Below are 15,522 nucleotides of genomic sequence, written 5' to 3' on the forward strand. Positions count from 1 at the left end.
CTCTATATCTATTGACGCATAGTATCAGCAAATGTATAATAACAATGCAAAGGAGGTATTTAAATGGAAGTGGGTAGTCAACTTAAAAAAGGTTTTTTAGATATGTCAGTTTTAGCTATTCTAAAAAGGAATGACTCATATGGTTATAGCCTTATTCAAGAAATGAAAGCATTAATTGAAGTACCAGAATCAACACTTTATCCCATACTAAAAAGACTTGTAAATAAAAAATATTTAAAATCTTACTCAAAAGAACATAATGGTCGACTCCGTAAATATTACCAAATCACAGCCTTGGGAATTGAGCATCTAGATGCCTCAATTAAAGAATGGCAACAATTAAAAATTATAATTGATACCATGTCAGAAAAGAAAGGAGATTAATATTATGACAAAGTATGGTTTTTTACAAAAACTAGAAAAATTGCGCATTTCCCTAAAGAGGATCAAAATGAAATACTCTTTTTTTCGAAGAATGTATTTCTGATGCTGAAGACACAGGAGAAACAGAATCCTCTTTTATAGATAAAATTGGACCAATTAATGAGCTTGTAAAAAAATTAGAAAAGGATTTATATGCAGGAGCCTATTACACCTGCTCATAACTGGGCATTAATTAAAGAAAGTTTTAAAAGTCATAACACTTTTACAAAAACCTCAAAGTTCTTTTTTTAGCTTCTGCTCTAATTTCTTTGGTAATAGCGCTGATTGTAGACTTTTTTATAATAAAAAAATATTTTTATTATGCAGAGATATATACTATTATCCTGAACTAGGATTAAGATCAATCATACCCAAAATTGCTTTTATGCTAATAGGATTGGGCTTTGTACTTCTTAGTCTCTACATTCTAATTAAAATAATTGTTTTCTTAATTACGTATTTTGGAAACAAGATTAGGAAAGAACGCTAAAGGGAGGAATCATCAATGATAAAATTTCAAAAGCCAATACTCTCTATTATTATGGTTATAATAATTACAGGTGCAATCCGCTTTAGGAACCACCTATGTTATCTTCGGAGGTGAAGCAATAGAGTGTAGTCTCTATACAAGAGAACCTTCAATTGAATTAAGGAATTCTAAATCACCCATGCCGAAGGTAAATATAGAAACGCTAAATGAAAAAGAACAACTTCTCTATAAAATGCTTAATTCCATTGATTATTATGAAACACTTGAAGCAACTACTAAGCACCACTATATCGACGAAATGGAAGATAGAACTATATTAACAAAGTTTTCAGTAGACAAATTAAAAAAATCTAGTTTAATGAAAGATTGGAGAAATGGAGTAGACGCATCAAAAACATTAATTCAAAATGATGAATGTATTACCACCTTTGACTTCGATAACTCCTATATTAAAAGTAATCTTTTCAATAAGGTTGATTCCTTTGAAGTCCCTGTTGATGATAATTTCATTAAAGTTCTTCATCCTAATGAAAGAAAATATCCTTATACTGAGCGAATAGGTTATCCTTTTTTAGTAAGTTCTGTACAGCCAATAATAAATAATTGTGACTTGCTTAATGAACTAATTTTAAAACAAGAAGAATGGGTAATTCAAAATCAAGTAACCTATCTTAATAGAACGTGCTTTTTAATCAAAGGAAACCTAACACTTTATACTAATAGTACGATTAGTCAAATTGAGATACTCATAGATAAAGAAACTTGGTTTAATACTAAAAACAGAATTTTATGATAATAATCATAAAATTGCTAGTTTAAATATAGTAACTGAATTAAAAATCAATGAGCCAATAGCACCAGAAACCTTTACTTTAGACGTAACTGGTTATACAAAAATTGAAAAATAATGCAAAGGGGGTAAATTATGAAAAAATATCTAAAGGTTTATTAATATCTAGCACCTTACTGATTTTAATTAGTTTTATTGCATTATTAGCTAACTATTTTTTTACAAAACAAGCTACTATATTACTGGCAGTATCTATAATAAGGTGCCAAGTGAAGAAGCTTCGCTTTCTAAAAAGTCTGATAGTGATTTTGAAAAAGCAGTTTATGAAAACTTAGGTGAAAAAGATAAGATACTTTAAAGATAAGATACTTTATAGAATGCTTAATACTAAAGATAAATTTACAACACTTACAGCAAAAACAGAACTTTCTTTCTATACTGAACCTGATAATAAACCTCGCAAAAACTATATTTATAATAAGGATATAATGATAGGCCAAAATATAAAAAAGTCTCTCTATAAGTTATTTTGAGGGCTCGCTTAATTTTATAAGATTAGGTGAAGAAGATGAATATAGCTTCTATGATCCCCAAGATAAACGTGTTATAAAAGAATCTTATGAAAAGAATACTGACACAGACCTTAACCTGAAGCCTGCTAAATCAGATGATTTTATTCGCTCCTTACAACCAAAGGATCGAATAAATATACTTCATAATAGGAAAAATATAGAATATTTCCCCAAAGACAATATCCAGTTTCTTTGTGATGAATATAGTTATTTAGAAAAAATGGTTAGAGATAAAGAAAGCTGGATGATTCTCGAGGAAACTACTTATTTGAATCGAACTGTTTATCATATAGTAGCTAGAGCAACTGATGAAAGACCATGGGTAAGTAAAATTAGCCTTATTGTAGATAAGGAAACAGGACTGGTTTTAGAAAAACAGAATATAATAAAAATAATGAAGTTTGTTTATCTAATAAAGTAGTAAACTTACAACTTAACCAAAATATTGATAGTAATATTTTCCAAATAGATTATGATAAATATAAAATTAATTAAAAAATAGTAGAAATGAGTTCTGTAATACACAGAGCTCATTTAGTTTTCCATTGAAAAAACCTTTTCAGTTTATCAGCTGGATTTGAAGACTACTCGCTCTTACTCAACAGTCTGCTTATAAAAAATTTATCCCTTAGTATTTATTTTGAAATCAGATTTTAGTGATTGTATACCTAGGACACAACTAAAAATTAATTGGATACATTAAGAAAAATCTTAATGTATTTTCAATGTTCTTCATTTTTAATATATATAACATCAATTAACTTAGAAACCTTGACAGTAGGCTGTTTATGGTGCTAAACTTTTTATAGGACGAATGGAAAAGAGGTATATAATGGAAAAACTCAACATTAAAAATCAAGATTTACTTGAGGCCATTTATGAAATGGAAGTGTTAAATGGAAAAGCGCGTTTAACGGACGTAGCTGCCAAACTTGAATTCTCCAAATCCAGAGCCAATCAGGAAGTTAAAAAGCTTAAAAGTATGGGTTTAGTTGTAGAGGAAAAATATGGACCTTTACAATTAACCGATTTAGGAAAATTCGAGGCAGAAAGAGTAGTTTTTACTCACCAGCTAATTAAAACTTTTTTAATTCGCATTCTTAATGTTGAAGAGGATGTTGCAGAGAAGGATGCTTGTGCAATTGAACATGTCATCAGCGAAGAAACAATTCAAGCCATTGTTAATCAATTGGAAAAAGTAACCGACTCAATTGGTGAATTTAGCTTAAAAGAAGCTGAAGGATACTTAATTAGAAAAAAGAGATTAAGCGAGCTAAAAATGAATAAAAAAGCTAAAATTCTTAAGATTCAAGGTGGCCGTGAAATGAAAAAACGGTTAATGGAAATAGGCGTTATTAAAGGTGAAATTGTTCAACTTGTAAGCATTGCTCCTTTTGGCGATCCATTAGAATTCGCTATTAATGATTTCAAGCTTTCTTTACGTTTAAAGGAAATAGATAACATTATAGTAGAACTTTTAGAGGAGGAGCTTTATGGAAGATAAAAAAATTGCATTAATTGGTAACCCAAACAGTGGAAAAACCACTATTTTTAACGGACTAACAGGTTCCTCATCAAAAGTAGGTAACTGGCCAGGTGTTACTGTTGAAAAAAAAGAAGGAAAACTTGTTGGGCAAAAAGGAGTTAGTATTATAGATTTACCAGGTATCTATAGTTTAAGCGCTTATTCGGATGACGAAAGAGTTGCAAAAAATTTTTTACTGAAAAAACCTGATTTAGTAGTTGATGTTATTGATACCTCAAATCTAAAAAGAAATCTCTATTTAGCAATTCAATTATTAGAAATGAATCAACATTTAGTTATGGCTTTTAATATGATGGATGTAGCTGAAAAAAAATATGATGAAATTAACTTTGAATTATTTAGTCAGCTTCTAGGTGTTCCTGTAGTCCCTATTACAGTCCATAAAAAAGAGGGTATTGAAGAATTAACACAAATGATTGTAGCTACTACAGAAAAAGAACATGTAGAATTCAGATTACCCTATGGAAATGAATTAGAAGAACATTTATGTATTTTAGAAAATTTATTTAAAAGAAAAGAAGTTTCCATTCCAGGTCATACTTGTAGGATGCTTGCCATTGCTGCTTTAGAAGGCAATGAAATTATCCATAAACTGCTAGAGCCCTATGATGTTTTAGATACTATTAAGAAAGAAATTGACCATCTTCAAGGAATTTACCATGATGATTTAGAATCTATATTCATTGAACAACGTTATGGTTTTATTGAAGGCTTAATTAAAAGAACAGTTGTCAGAAAAAGACAGATTGAAAAATCTTTAAAATTCTCAGACAAAGTTGATAAAATTGTTTTACACCCAGTAGCTGGATTGTTAATATTTTTTGGCGTTATGTTTCTTGTCTTTCAAATTTTATTTACAGCGGGAGACTTTATAAAGGGCTTTCTGGAAATGGGCTTTGAAAATCTCAGTATCTGGGTTGGCAATACCATTCCCAATTACTTAGCAGTATCCTTTATTAATGATGGTATTATAGGTGGTGTTGGTACCATTATTACTTTCCTACCTAACTTAATCCTCATGTTTTTGCTCCTAACTTTCTTAGAAGACGTAGGCTATATGTCAAGAGCTGCATATTTAATGGATCGTTTTATGCGCTTCTTCGGTTTACAAGGAAAAGCATTTATTCCTTTGATTACAGGATTCGGTTGTTCAGTCCCAGCTATTCTAGCAACTAGAACACTTGAAAATAAAGCAGACAGAATGACTACTATTATGGTAGCTCCACTTATTTCTTGTAGTGCAAGACTACCTGTTTATTTACTATTTGTTTCTGCCTTATTCCCAGTAGCTCAACAGGGAATAGTATTATTTTCAATTTATATTCTAGGTATTATATTGGCTGTAATTATGGCTAAAATTTTTAAATCAACAATCTTCAAAGTGGACAATACTACTTTTGTTTTAGAATTGCCTCCTTATCGAATTCCAACTGCAAAAGCAACTTGGATTCATTCATGGGAAAGAATTAAAGACTTCCTCTCAAGAGCAGGTACATTAATCTTGGCAATGGTAATTATTGTATGGGTTCTTTCCGCACTGCCTCTAGGTGTTGAATATGGTTCAGAACAAAGTATTATAGGTCAAATTGGTGCCTTTATTGCACCAATTTTCACACCAGTAGGTTTTGGCAACTATGCAGCATCATCTGCACTTATTGCAGGTATTGTAGCTAAAGAAGTAGCAGTCTCCACTTTAGGCACTATTTATGGCGCAACTGGCGGTGGCTTAGTAGAAGTAATTAGTACTCAATGGAGTGCCATTCAAGCCTATTCATTCATGGTAATGAGTGCTATCTATGTTCCTTGCTTAGCTGCACTTGCTACTATAAAAAAGGAAACTGGTAGCTTTAAATGGATGTTTTTTGCAATGGGCTATACATTAATACTCGGTTACATTGTTTCTCTAATCATATATCAAGGTGGCCTACTATTAGGTTTAAAATAATAAAAGGAGATTATCATTGAACTAATCATTATTATCATCATTGGCTTAATTGCCCTAGGGGTTGTAATCGGCTCATTTGTTCGCTCCTCTAAAAAGAAAAGGGCTGTTGCTCAAAATATGGGACTAATTGTAGTAATTGTGAATCAAAAGATACAGATGATAAAAACAAAGGTAAAAATTCAACTGAATAATAAAAAGAGGATGGATAACCATCCTCTTTTTATTTAATTACCTAATTACACTTCACTGACAAGCTATTTCATAAATTGCCTTGGCATCTTCCATTGATAATTTTTTAAAACTTCCTATGCTACCGCCACAGTTAACCGCTAAATTGGATATTAGCTTATCAATATCACTTTTCTTAGCACCTAATTGTATAAAATTCGTTGGTAATCCTATTGAGGCAAAAAATTCTTTAGTTGCGTCAATACCTTTCAAAGCCATAGCTTCTTTATCCTCGGAAACCTCAACACCCCAAACCCGATTAGCATATTGAGCAAAAAGAGAAACATTTTCTTGATAAACATATTTCATCCATGCTGGAAATATAACAGCCAGCCCCGCACCATGAGCTACATCATATAAAGCACTTAACTCATGCTCTAAACCATGACTTGCCCAATCTTCAACTCTACCAACACCGCAAGTTCCATTATGAGCTACTGTGCCAGCCCACATAATGTTGCTCCTAGCATTGTAGTTTTCCGGTTCTTTAAAAACAATAGGGCCCTGATTAATAATTGTTAATAAAATACCTTCACATAAACGGTCGCTAATTTCAACACCTGTTGTTTGCGTAAAATACCTCTCTAAAATATGAGCCATCATATCTGCAATCCCACAAGCAGTTTGAAAAGGTGGTAAAGAATAGGTATAAATTGGATTTAAAATAGAAAAAACCGGTCTTAAAGCAGGTGCCCCTGTCCCTAACTTTCTTTTTGACAATTCTTGAGTAATTACCGTATTACTAGAACCTTCACTACCTGCTGCCGGAATAGTAAGAACAGCCCCTACAGGCAAAGCTTCTTTGATTTCAGCTTTTCGCTCAAAGAAATCCCAAAAGTCTCCATGATAGAGTACTCCAGCTGCAATAGCTTTGGCTGAATCTATAGCGCTGCCACCACCGACAGCTAGTATAAAATCAATTTTTTCCTCTCGACAGAGGGTAATTCCCTCATAAACTAAAGCATTAATGGGATTAGGTTTAGCCCCTCCTAATAAAATATAATCAATTTTTTCAGCCTTTAAGGAGTCTTCTGCTTTGTTTAATAAACCACTTTTTTTAACAGAGCCACCTCCAAAGTGAACTAACACCTTAGTCCCTTTATATTTTTTCACAAGTTTCCCTGTCAATTCCTCAGTATCTTTTCCAAAAGCAAATTCTGTTGGACTGTAAAATATAAAATTATTCATTCTTCCCTCCTAATGATACTATCTTTCTTTTTATTGTAACACCATAAATAATCCTCTACAAACATTTTTAATTACTGCTAATTCAGATAACAATAACTGAGTTTCATGGTACAATAAGACTAGTATAAATACAGAAAGGAATAACTCAAATGAAAGGATTTTATAAAGAATTAGCCTCTTTAAATGGCGGTAAAAAGTCAGTTGCATTAACAGGTCTCTCTGGGCAACTAAAAAACAAAAAAGGTCTCTATGAAAGCAATGTTTGGATTGCTTCAGATTTTGATAGCAATACAATGAATATAATAGAAGAGATACTCCCTGAAAGAAAAAAAAGCGGCTTAATTACTGTAGGTAATGACTTAATATATCTTGAATTTATTTTTCCAGAATCTGAGATAATAATTTGTGGCGCAGGTCATGTTTCAATTCCAATCATTAAAATTGGTAAACTCTTAGGTTTTAAAACAATTGTTATTGATGATCGTCTTTCCTTCATAAATGAAGCTAAAAAAGCTGGTGCTGATGAAGTCGTCTGTCAGACTTTTAATAGCGCATTAGAAAATATTAAAGGAACTCCAAACAGCTATTTTGTCATTGTAACAAGAGGTCATCGTCATGATCAACTTTGTTTAAAAACGATTCTTCAAAAAGAAAATAACTATATTGGCATGATTGGCAGTAAAAGGAGAGTTTCCATTGTTTTCCAAGAACTTATAAATAATGGCGTCAATCCTCAATCTTTAGAAAAAGTCCATTCTCCAATTGGTTTAAATATAGGTGCCCAAACACCAGAAGAAATAGGTCTTTCTGTTTTAAGTGAAATTGTTGCTGTAAAAAATCAAAGAGTTTCAGGTGAAGGGTTTACAAAAGAATTATTAAAGGCTATTAATGAAAGTGATGCAAGAAAAAAAGTCTTAGGAACTATTGTTTTTAAAAAAGGATCAGCACCTAGAGGTGTTGGCAGTAAAATATTAATTTATGAAGATGGCTCTATTCAAGGAACTATTGGTGGTGGCTGTGTAGAATCTGATGTTATTTTAAAGGCTATAGACTATAGTAAAAATAATCAATCAGAATTATTAACATTAGACTTAACTGCAGAAGCTAGTGCTGAAGAAGGTATGGTTTGTGGTGGTGTTGTTAAAGTCTGGCTGGAAGCAATAAATCAATAAATACATTATATAATAAAAAAGCACTGGATTTTTATCCATTGCTTTTTTATAACTTCTTTTTTACTCTTCAGTTGATTCTTTCTTCTTACTTTTCTTAAATAACATTACCAAAATTCCTATAATAATTATTGCTGAAAAGGCATATAAAAATATTTTAGCTGAACGGGTAATCTGTTGCCCAAAATAGGAATAAAGAATCGTTGCTGGAATTTGCCCTAATCCTGTAGCAATAAAAAAGCTAGGGAAGGACATGCTGGTTAAACCAGCAGCATAGCTAACAATATCAAAAGAAATAAAAGGAATAAGGCGAGCAATTAAAACAGCATGATTTCCATAACGCTTAAAAAGGCATCTTTTTTATCCAATGCTTTTGCACCAACAAATTTCTCTCCTACAAGTCGACCATATACGCGAGTAATATAAGAAACACAAAACTGCGCCTAACATAGCTCCTGTCCATGATATAACGGCACTCCAAGCCCAATCATAAATCCAAGCATTGGCAAATGTAATGAGAAATGCTGGCAAGGGAGCCAACACAGACTGAAAAATCATTAACAAAATAGAGATGATAGGTCCCCATGGACCTGCCGCTAAAATATATTCTTTAATCCCTCCCAAATTCAGTGTTGCAAACAAAGATACTATATAATAGTATAGTTCACTTCATTTCTAACAGCTGGCACCAATAAATAAATAGCTGCTAGAATAAGAATACCTATAGTAACAGTAATAATTTTTTTAGTCTGCTTCGATAATTTTTTCATTAAACTCTCCTTGCTTTACCTAGTCTATTTTTAATTAATGCCCATAAAGATAGACTGGTTCCAATAACTAAAATAGTTATTGGAATTATATTCATGTTCTTAAGTGTTAAATCTAAATAAATTCCATCTCTGAATAAACTACTAGGAATTGTTAAAATTGGACTCAGACTGCCATAAATGACTAAAATAGTAGCTAGTAAAATTCCTTCTAAAAAAGGAGTAGTAAAGGTTTAATGCCATTGATTTTAATTGATATAAACACGCCTACTAAGGTGAATAAAGGAATCAATAAGCCAATATTAAAACGCATAGACAACCAAACCCATTGACTTAAGGCTATGCTAAAAATCATCCCCACTATAATTCCACAAATACCATAATACAAACCACTTTGCACTTTATTGCCTATCATTATTTTTTAGAAAAAATTATAGCAACATAAGTTCCATCCTCAGGTAAGACAGCTTCATTGCCATTAAAACAACTTCTTTTTTCTTCTACTGCCCCATAAGTATAAACAGCATTACTAGTAATACCAACTGGACAACTATCTAAACACATAATACATCCTGTTTTTTATCTTTAGCAGTTGCTAAATTACCACCGAAACGAATATCTAATTTTTCCCCATTACTGTCTTTAATGGCCTCATCAATAGAAACAGTTTTAACTGTGGAGCCTGTTACCCAAGTGATTTTCACATCTAATGAATCACCACTTACATGTTTTGTTGCCTTATTTTCCGGAGTAATATTATTGCCTGGTTGAGCACCAATTGCAATTAAACCATTATAAAAATCTATAAAAATCTTCTATATTACCATAGGTTTTAAATATAGATTTAGAGCCATTGCCACCGTCTCCGTTAACTGCTCCATGTCGTGTATTTTCTGTTAAGAATTTTCCATTGGCTGTTCCTAAAATAGTAACTGTACCTTTTTCTTTATTAACTGCTACTGGTGTTTCTAAAGATACATTTTCAACACTATCTTGTTTTTCTATTGTTGCTGTTTTGCTTTCGCTACTACAACCAAATAATAGAAAAGCGGATAATAATAAAATTGCAATTGTTAAACCTTTTTCATCTGTTTCTCTCTCCCATATAAATTAATCTTCATTTTCTTTTTCCAAACCTATTATTATATAGTTGTTTTCGGCTTCTTACAATGAAAAATGCCTTTATATAGAAAGTTTTCATACAAGCTGTTTTATCATATGATAAAGTTTATTCTTTTCAGATATTTTAATACTTTTTATCATAAAAAACAGAAAAAACTATTAATAAAATACTTTGAATTATAATGGCTCCTACAACTAAAAGTGAAGGAATAAAATAGTATAAATAGATTAAAATAATTCCAATAAGAGCTAAAACAACTAGCATAACCATATTTGTTGTCCATGCTGCACTTCCACGAACGGCTATATTTCGTTCATCTTTAAAATCAATTTCTCTTTGTTTTTGGGCTTCAGAACTTAGTGTAAGTAATGTAATTAGTTTAATGAAAGCATAGGTTCCTAAAGATGCTCCCGAAATAAGAATAGCCGGCATAACCAGAGGCAAAGCACCTGTATTTTTTAGATAAACGCCAACGAATGTTAAGCCAATACCAATAATCAATAAAATACTATGTATAGGTAATTTTTTGTTTTTCATTATGCTTCTTCCTCCTTATAAATAAATATTTCTTCAATAGTCAAATTAAAATATTTAGATATTTTAAACGCTAATAAAATCGAAGGATTATAGCGTCCATTTTCAAGAGAGCTAATGGTTTGCCTAGACACTTCTAAAGCCCTTGCTAGTTCCTCTTGAGTTACTTTTTTTCAACTCTAATTGCCTCTAATCTATTATCCATACTCATCCCTCCTGACGTAAAGTTAGCTTTACATAATAAAAATACCACATAGAAGTTATTCTGTCAAGCTACATTTACATTTCAAAGAAAATAAAAAGGGACTGTAGATATATATCTACAGTCCCTTTTTTAAATCAATTTACATACCTAATTCTCGATTTTACAGCCCATTCCAGACAGACATAATTTTATCACTCCAACCTGTGCTTGCTGGACAATAAATTTTATTTAAATCTGCTAAGGTTCCACCTCTGAAGTATTTGCCATTGCTGGATAAATAACTTTCTCCGATGAACTGTGCTACATAATCAATACAGGCTTCTTTACTTGAAAATGATTTACTACCAAATCCAAATAAGTTGTTATCTTGTGAGGCCATACCACTGTTGCCCCATCCGCTTTCAATAACAGCTAGCGAAAATAGAAATCCAGCATTAACGCCATAATTTCTTTCAGCAGCCATAAAGGCTTCTCCTAATCCAGTCATTCCTGTTCCTTGTGCTTTTTGATTTAAAATCTCTGCATTCAGACCAGAAACACTACTCAAAAGGGTATTGTGATCTTTGTAACTGCTTCTCGCTGCAGCTTGAGCAAGCTTGCAATGTCTTTTTCTTTTTGTGCTTTAGCTGCAGCTTCTTGGCTTTCCTGTATTACAGTTGCCTCTGTTGTTGTTTTAACAACCTCTGCTTTTTTAGCTTCGGCTACTATTTTTGTAGCTTCCTCTGCTTTTTGCTTAGCTACAGCTTCTTATTTTATTATTTTTTCGTTCTCTTCTACATATATGCTGTGTTTCTTCTCAATTTCTTTTCTAAAAGATAGTGACAATGCACCTTCTCTTAAGGACTCCGCTTCCCCTATAGTAACTGCGTTTCCCTTTGCCTGAAGTAAATGATTATTGCTAATAATACCTAAAATGGCAATAATCACTACACTGATTAGTACAACAAAAAAGCTTTAATAACCTTACCTCTTTTGAATAAAAAAAAGGTTTTTTGATTCACGGATAACCACTCCTTCCTAAAGGTTCTTTTGTAGCACGGGTAATATTATATCAGTAATTTTCTTTTTTTGACAAATTTTTTCATTTTTTCCTTTCTTTATGGACTTTTTCATTGACAATAGCTCGCCTTATTTTATATAATAATTAGTAACTATGAATAAAATTTCATGAGCTGGAAACAGTTCATTTATTTAGATTCAAGCAAAGAAACAAAGGAGGCTGTGAAAAAATGAAAAGAACTTTTCAACCTAATAATAGAAAACAGAAAAGAACTAGTGGTTTTCTAGTAAGAATGCGTTCTAGCAATGGGAAAAATGTCATCAAAAGAAGAAGAGCAAAAGGCAAAAAGAAATTATCTGTTTAATTTCGATTTTAAATGTTAAAAAGAATATATCGTTTAAAAAAGAAAAAAGAATTTTCTTACGTCTATCGAAAAGGAAAAAAATATGTTGGTAAATATGTTTCTATATATAGAACACCGAGTCCGAAACTATCTGTAGGTTTTTCTGTTTCTAAGAAAATAGGAAATGCAGTGACTAGGAATTTATACAAGAGGCGATTACAACATATCACAAGGAAATATTTGCCTTTGTTAGGTAAAGGTAATTATATTATTGTAGCCAATGCAGGTATTAAAAAAGCCTCATTTCAGCAATTAGATGTAGATATTCTTTTTTTAATTTGCAAATTTTAGAATCAATCCCATGTTAGGAGGACAATACTTGGATATTTCAGGAGCTTTAGTTAGTATTCTTGAGTTTTTTAATTCCATAGTTCACAGCTATGGAGTTTCAATTTTCTTGTTAGTATTAACAGTTAAATTAGTTTTATTGCCTTTGACTGTTATTAGCCAAAGAGCTATGATGAAAACTCAAAAAATCCAACCAGAACTTAAAGAGATTAATGAGAAATATAAGAATAACCCTGAGTTAAGAGGTCAGAAAATGATGGAGTTATATGCAGAGCATAACCTCTCCACCTTCTCACCATTTTTGTCTTGTGTGTCATTACTTATTTCTTGGCCAGTTATTATTGCATTGTTCCAATTATTGCAACATTACTTTAATAACTTCAGTGCACAGGGAACACCAATTCCCTTCCTATGGATGGCAGATATTTCAACAAATCACCACATTGTACTAGCCGTAGCAGTATTACTGATTCAGGCCGCATCTATGTATGTAACTTCTCGATTAACCAATACACCACAGCCATCCTATATGAAGTATTTAACAATTTTCATGGTTGTATTTATCGGTTGGTTAACCTATAGTTACCCAGCATCTCTTGGTATTTACTGGTTCTCATTTAGTTTATTTGGCATGCTAGAACAATTGCTTGTTAAAAAAGTATTTTTAAGAAAGCATATTGTTGTAGTTGAAGACAATAATAATGATAAGAAGAAAAAAAGAAAAAATAGGTGAGTAAAATGAATTTCAAAGGAAAAACAGTTGAGGAAGCCATTACCGCTGCTTTAGAAAGCCTAAATGTTACAGAAGGCGAATTAGATATTACTATCGTACAAGAACCTGTAAAAGGTTTGTTAGGATTAATTGGTAACAAAGAAGCCCAAATTGAAGTTACATTAAAAGAAACGCCAATCTCATCACTATTAGAAGATGAGAAGGTAGTGAAAAAAGAAACTGTTAAAAATGTTGAAAATAATAAGATGCCTTTAACTGAAGAAGATAGACAGAGGAAAATAGAAAAGGGGACTGGCTTCTTAAAAGAAGTCTTAGACACTTTAGAATATCCTGTTGAATACTTCATTAGAGATGAAGGGGAATTTATTAGAATTGATATTAGAGGGAAAAACGTAGGTAACCTAATTGGAAAAAGAGGTGAAACACTATACGCTTTCCAATATCTAGTTAATTTAGCTGCAAATCGCAATGATGACAACAGTTTAAAATTCATTATTGATATTGAGGATTTTAGAAAAAGAAGAGAAAAAACCCTAGATGCTCTTGCTAATCGCTTAGCGAAAAAAGTAGTTGAAACAAGAAAACCTGTTTCCTTAGAACCTATGAATCCCCTTGAAAGAAAAGTAATTCATATGTCCTTACAAGAACACGAATTTGTGGAAACTATCAGTGAAGGCAACGAAGGTCAACGTTACGTGAAAATTATTCTAAAAGAAACCCTTAAATAACGGGTTTCTTTCTTATTTGGAGGTAAAAAATGGAAGAAACAACAATTGCAAATATTATTACACCTCTTTATGAAAGTGGCGTTGGTATTATTCGAGTAAGTGGCAGTCAGGCCTTATCAATCGTTGATGACCTCTTTACCCCTGTCAATCAAAAACGCTATAGTAAAAAGGAAACCTTTACCATTCACTTAGGTTATATTAAAGATCAAGAAACAGTTTTAGATGAAGTATTACTCTTACTAATGAAAGGTCCAAATTCCTTCACTGGAGAAGATATTGTAGAAATACAGACTCACGGTAACCCCTTTATCTTAGACACCATTCTAAAACTCCTTTTAAAAAAAGGTGCAACTTTAAGTGAAGCAGGAGAGTTTACTAAAAGAGCCTTTTTAAATGGGCGTTTAGACTTATCTCAAGGGGAAGCAATCCTTGATGTGATTCAAGCTAAAAATAAAAAGTCATTGCAAATGGCCTTAAACCAGCTGGAAGGTGGTCTCTCTAGTAAAGTTCATAATATTGAAAAAGACACCCTTTCCATGATTGGATTTTTAGAAGCTTCTATTGATTTCCCTGAAGATGAAATTGATAGTGTATTCTCAAAAGAAGATTTAAAAAAAACCATCCATCAGATTATTAAGGAAATTAATGGTTTACTAGAAACTTATCATGATGGAAAAATCTTAAAAGAAGGTATTACTACTGTTTTAGTAGGTGCCCCAAATGTTGGTAAATCAACACTCCTTAATACACTGCTAAAAGAAAACCGGGCTATTGTAACCCATATTCCTGGCACAACAAGGGATAGTATTGAAGAAAAAACCACAATAGGAGATTTAATTCTTAACTTAGTAGATACGGCTGGTATTAGAGATACTGAAGATGCTATTGAAAAAATAGGAGTTGAAAAAACTTATGATTACATTGAAAAAAGCCAGTTGATACTTTTCCTCTTAGATAGTACAAAAACTGTCAGTAATGAAGAGCAACAATTGTTAGATAAAATAAAGAAAATGAAAAAACATTATCTCATTCTCAACACAAAAATAGATTTAGCTAAAAATACAGACAATTTAATTGAAAATAGTCTTCCTATTTCTGCAAAAGATAATTTAGGAATTAAAGATTTAGAAAATGCTATTAAAAAAATATTCTTACACAAAAATGAAGAAAATATTTACTTAACCAATTATCGCTATTATGAAGCATTAGAAAAAAGCAAAAAAGCCTATTTACAAGCATTAGAAGCACTAGAAAGTGCTATGCCTTATGATTTAGTATCAATCGATTTAAAAGAAGCTTTCGAAGCACTAGGCATTATTACAGGCACAGCACTTCAAGAAAATTTACTCAATGAAATATTCTCAAAGTTCTGTATTGGGAAATAAATAAG

21 protein-coding genes and 1 pseudogene are annotated in these 15,522 nt (G+C 31.7%); 12 read left to right on the forward strand and 10 right to left on the reverse strand.

Annotated elements, in window-relative coordinates:
- The first annotated feature begins 69 nt into the window (after nucleotides 1-69).
- From AZF37_RS09085 to feoB, 5 genes are all read left to right on the forward strand, one after another.
- Nucleotides 70-384, forward strand: coding sequence for a PadR family transcriptional regulator (locus AZF37_RS09085; protein ID WP_088370696.1), 315 nt, complete (start codon nucleotides 70-72; stop codon nucleotides 382-384).
- A gap of 599 nt (nucleotides 385-983) precedes the next feature.
- Nucleotides 984-1,706 (forward strand): hypothetical protein, encoded by a 723-nt coding sequence (locus AZF37_RS09090; protein ID WP_162474048.1) that lies wholly within the window; start codon nucleotides 984-986, stop codon nucleotides 1,704-1,706.
- A 789-nt stretch (nucleotides 1,707-2,495) separates the two neighbouring features.
- Nucleotides 2,496-2,696, forward strand: a complete 201-nt coding sequence (locus AZF37_RS09095) for a hypothetical protein (RefSeq protein ID WP_088370490.1) — start codon at nucleotides 2,496-2,498, stop codon at nucleotides 2,694-2,696.
- 411 nt (nucleotides 2,697-3,107) lie between these two features.
- A complete protein-coding gene (locus tag AZF37_RS09100) occupies nucleotides 3,108-3,779 on the forward strand; it encodes a metal-dependent transcriptional regulator (RefSeq protein ID WP_172793111.1) in 672 nt (223 codons plus the stop codon).
- Entirely contained in the window at nucleotides 3,769-5,766 is a 1,998-nt protein-coding gene (gene feoB / locus AZF37_RS09105) for a ferrous iron transport protein B (RefSeq protein WP_088370492.1), read from the forward strand. The genes AZF37_RS09100 and feoB overlap by 11 nt, the downstream gene beginning before the upstream one ends.
- A 243-nt stretch (nucleotides 5,767-6,009) precedes the next feature.
- Here the strand turns inward: feoB and AZF37_RS09110 are convergent, their stop codons facing one another.
- Nucleotides 6,010-7,182 carry an iron-containing alcohol dehydrogenase gene (locus AZF37_RS09110; protein ID WP_088370493.1) on the reverse strand — a complete coding sequence of 391 codons (1,173 nt, stop codon included), beginning with the start codon at nucleotides 7,180-7,182 and terminating at the stop codon, nucleotides 6,010-6,012.
- Nucleotides 7,183-7,331: 149 nt separating this feature from the next.
- On the opposite strand from AZF37_RS09110, the gene AZF37_RS09115 reads away from it, so the two are divergent.
- Nucleotides 7,332-8,354, forward strand: coding sequence for an XdhC family protein (locus AZF37_RS09115; protein WP_088370494.1), 1,023 nt, complete (start codon nucleotides 7,332-7,334; stop codon nucleotides 8,352-8,354).
- Between the two features lie 60 nt (nucleotides 8,355-8,414).
- Here the strand turns inward: AZF37_RS09115 and AZF37_RS11940 are convergent, their stop codons facing one another.
- The 5 genes from AZF37_RS11940 to AZF37_RS11950 form a co-directional block, all read right to left on the reverse strand.
- The gene (locus tag AZF37_RS11940; RefSeq protein WP_342668723.1) at nucleotides 8,415-8,669 is read right to left on the reverse strand and encodes a VTT domain-containing protein; all 255 of its coding nucleotides are present in this window, start codon (nucleotides 8,667-8,669) and stop codon (nucleotides 8,415-8,417) included.
- Between the two features lie 329 nt (nucleotides 8,670-8,998).
- Complete coding sequence (locus AZF37_RS12555; RefSeq protein ID WP_281178870.1) at nucleotides 8,999-9,121, reverse strand: hypothetical protein; 123 nt, start codon at nucleotides 9,119-9,121, stop codon at nucleotides 8,999-9,001.
- A 208-nt stretch (nucleotides 9,122-9,329) separates the two neighbouring features.
- Entirely contained in the window at nucleotides 9,330-9,533 is a 204-nt protein-coding gene (locus AZF37_RS09125; RefSeq protein ID WP_088370495.1) for a hypothetical protein, read from the reverse strand.
- The gene (locus tag AZF37_RS11945) at nucleotides 9,533-9,682 is read right to left on the reverse strand and encodes a hypothetical protein (RefSeq protein ID WP_245611954.1); all 150 of its coding nucleotides are present in this window, start codon (nucleotides 9,680-9,682) and stop codon (nucleotides 9,533-9,535) included. Before AZF37_RS11945 ends, AZF37_RS09125 begins: the two co-directional genes overlap by 1 nt.
- Nucleotides 9,673-9,930, reverse strand: a complete 258-nt coding sequence (locus AZF37_RS11950; RefSeq protein ID WP_342668724.1) for a YdjY domain-containing protein — start codon at nucleotides 9,928-9,930, stop codon at nucleotides 9,673-9,675. Before AZF37_RS11950 ends, AZF37_RS11945 begins: the two co-directional genes overlap by 10 nt.
- A 41-nt stretch (nucleotides 9,931-9,971) precedes the next feature.
- Here AZF37_RS11950 and AZF37_RS11955 point away from each other — a divergent pair, with 41 nt between their 5' ends.
- Nucleotides 9,972-10,232, forward strand: a complete 261-nt coding sequence (locus tag AZF37_RS11955) for a hypothetical protein (protein WP_245611955.1) — start codon at nucleotides 9,972-9,974, stop codon at nucleotides 10,230-10,232.
- Between the two features lie 132 nt (nucleotides 10,233-10,364).
- On the opposite strand, the gene AZF37_RS09135 is transcribed toward AZF37_RS11955, so the two are convergent.
- The 4 genes and pseudogenes from AZF37_RS09135 to AZF37_RS10770 form a co-directional block, all read right to left on the reverse strand.
- Nucleotides 10,365-10,778, reverse strand: coding sequence for a hypothetical protein (locus AZF37_RS09135; protein WP_088370496.1), 414 nt, complete (start codon nucleotides 10,776-10,778; stop codon nucleotides 10,365-10,367).
- A pseudogene (locus AZF37_RS09140) lies at nucleotides 10,778-10,980 on the reverse strand (helix-turn-helix transcriptional regulator). The gene AZF37_RS09135 and the pseudogene AZF37_RS09140 overlap by 1 nt, the downstream one beginning before the upstream one ends.
- 160 nt (nucleotides 10,981-11,140) lie before the next feature.
- A complete protein-coding gene (locus tag AZF37_RS09145) occupies nucleotides 11,141-11,527 on the reverse strand; it encodes a glucosaminidase domain-containing protein (protein WP_088370497.1) in 387 nt (128 codons plus the stop codon).
- Between the two features lie 200 nt (nucleotides 11,528-11,727).
- Nucleotides 11,728-11,907 (reverse strand): hypothetical protein, encoded by a 180-nt coding sequence (locus AZF37_RS10770; protein ID WP_162474049.1) that lies wholly within the window; start codon nucleotides 11,905-11,907, stop codon nucleotides 11,728-11,730.
- 302 nt (nucleotides 11,908-12,209) lie between these two features.
- On the opposite strand from AZF37_RS10770, the gene rpmH reads away from it, so the two are divergent.
- Genes rpmH through mnmE form a run of 5 tightly spaced genes read left to right on the forward strand, consistent with a single transcriptional unit; the run spans nucleotide 12,210 to nucleotide 15,517 of the window.
- The gene (gene rpmH, locus AZF37_RS09155; protein ID WP_088370499.1) at nucleotides 12,210-12,344 is read left to right on the forward strand and encodes a 50S ribosomal protein L34; all 135 of its coding nucleotides are present in this window, start codon (nucleotides 12,210-12,212) and stop codon (nucleotides 12,342-12,344) included.
- Nucleotides 12,345-12,356: 12 nt separating this feature from the next.
- Entirely contained in the window at nucleotides 12,357-12,674 is a 318-nt protein-coding gene (gene rnpA / locus AZF37_RS09160) for a ribonuclease P protein component (RefSeq protein WP_088370500.1), read from the forward strand.
- 28 nt (nucleotides 12,675-12,702) lie between these two features.
- Nucleotides 12,703-13,404 (forward strand): YidC/Oxa1 family membrane protein insertase, encoded by a 702-nt coding sequence (locus AZF37_RS09165; protein ID WP_162474050.1) that lies wholly within the window; start codon nucleotides 12,703-12,705, stop codon nucleotides 13,402-13,404.
- Between the two features lie 5 nt (nucleotides 13,405-13,409).
- On the forward strand, nucleotides 13,410-14,132 hold the full coding sequence (gene jag, locus AZF37_RS09170; protein ID WP_088370502.1) for an RNA-binding cell elongation regulator Jag/EloR: 723 nt from the start codon (nucleotides 13,410-13,412) through the stop codon (nucleotides 14,130-14,132).
- 29 nt (nucleotides 14,133-14,161) lie between these two features.
- Complete coding sequence (gene mnmE / locus AZF37_RS09175) at nucleotides 14,162-15,517, forward strand: tRNA uridine-5-carboxymethylaminomethyl(34) synthesis GTPase MnmE (RefSeq protein ID WP_088370503.1); 1,356 nt, start codon at nucleotides 14,162-14,164, stop codon at nucleotides 15,515-15,517.
- Nucleotides 15,518-15,522: the final 5 nt, after the last annotated feature.

It is taken from the genome of endosymbiont 'TC1' of Trimyema compressum (assembly GCF_001584725.1).
GTDB lineage: Bacteria > Bacillota > TC1 > TC1 > TC1 > TC1.

Bases quoted from the DNA above. Each gene is read 5' to 3' on its own strand.
- AZF37_RS09115 (WP_088370494.1), top strand. From the start codon at position 7,332: ATGAAAGGATTTTATAAAGAATTAGCCTCTTTAAATGGCGGTAAAAAG.
- AZF37_RS11945 (WP_245611954.1), bottom strand. From the start codon at position 9,682: ATGTGTTTAGATAGTTGTCCAGTTGGTATTACTAGTAATGCTGTTTAT.
- rnpA (WP_088370500.1), top strand. From the start codon at position 12,357: ATGTTAAAAAGAATATATCGTTTAAAAAAGAAAAAAGAATTTTCTTAC.
- feoB (WP_088370492.1), top strand. From the start codon at position 3,769: ATGGAAGATAAAAAAATTGCATTAATTGGTAACCCAAACAGTGGAAAA.
- AZF37_RS12555 (WP_281178870.1), bottom strand. From the start codon at position 9,121: ATGAAAAAATTATCGAAGCAGACTAAAAAAATTATTACTGTTACTATA.
- AZF37_RS09100 (WP_172793111.1), top strand. From the start codon at position 3,108: ATGGAAAAACTCAACATTAAAAATCAAGATTTACTTGAGGCCATTTAT.
- AZF37_RS09110 (WP_088370493.1), bottom strand. From the start codon at position 7,182: ATGAATAATTTTATATTTTACAGTCCAACAGAATTTGCTTTTGGAAAA.
- mnmE (WP_088370503.1), top strand. From the start codon at position 14,162: ATGGAAGAAACAACAATTGCAAATATTATTACACCTCTTTATGAAAGT.
- AZF37_RS09125 (WP_088370495.1), bottom strand. From the start codon at position 9,533: ATGATAGGCAATAAAGTGCAAAGTGGTTTGTATTATGGTATTTGTGGA.
- AZF37_RS09095 (WP_088370490.1), top strand. From the start codon at position 2,496: ATGGTTAGAGATAAAGAAAGCTGGATGATTCTCGAGGAAACTACTTAT.
- AZF37_RS09135 (WP_088370496.1), bottom strand. From the start codon at position 10,778: ATGAAAAACAAAAAATTACCTATACATAGTATTTTATTGATTATTGGT.
- rpmH (WP_088370499.1), top strand. From the start codon at position 12,210: ATGAAAAGAACTTTTCAACCTAATAATAGAAAACAGAAAAGAACTAGT.
- jag (WP_088370502.1), top strand. From the start codon at position 13,410: ATGAATTTCAAAGGAAAAACAGTTGAGGAAGCCATTACCGCTGCTTTA.